Source organism: Bowmanella dokdonensis, from assembly GCF_017254865.1.
Lineage (GTDB): Bacteria > Pseudomonadota > Gammaproteobacteria > Enterobacterales > Alteromonadaceae > Bowmanella > Bowmanella dokdonensis.
The window spans coordinates 1-346 of the sequence record NZ_JAFKCV010000202.1 but is presented as its reverse complement, the minus strand read 5'-3'; the positions used below and the strand labels follow the sequence as shown (position 1 = coordinate 346).

General features: G+C 53.2%; 1 protein-coding gene. It reads right to left on the bottom strand.

Translation table 11 applies throughout. From position 1 onward, the window contains the following. Nucleotides 1–106: 106 nt before the first annotated feature. The coding region (locus J0A66_RS22240) for an FKBP-type peptidyl-prolyl cis-trans isomerase (RefSeq protein WP_206576008.1) at nt 107–346 on the bottom strand (240 nt) is incomplete at its 5' end.

Below are 346 nucleotides of genomic sequence, written 5' to 3'. Positions count from 1 at the left end.
AGGCCATTATCCATAGCAGGTTACGCATTATTCATCCTTGCAGCGGCGCACCTGATGGCGCGCCGCCAAATATATGTATGGCCAGCAACATTGCCAGCCAGGGATATTACAGAATATCCAGCAACTCTACGTCAAAAATCAGGGTGCTGAAAGGCTTAATAGCCGCGCCTGCACCTTGCTCGCCGTAGGCAAGTTGATAAGGTACATATAAACGCCATTTGGCACCAACCTGCATCAGTTGCAGGGCTTCGGTCCAGCCTTTAATCACGCCACCGACCGGGAACTCGGCAGGTTGACCGCGCTCGTAAGAGCTGTCGAATACCGTACCGTCGATCAGGGTACCGTG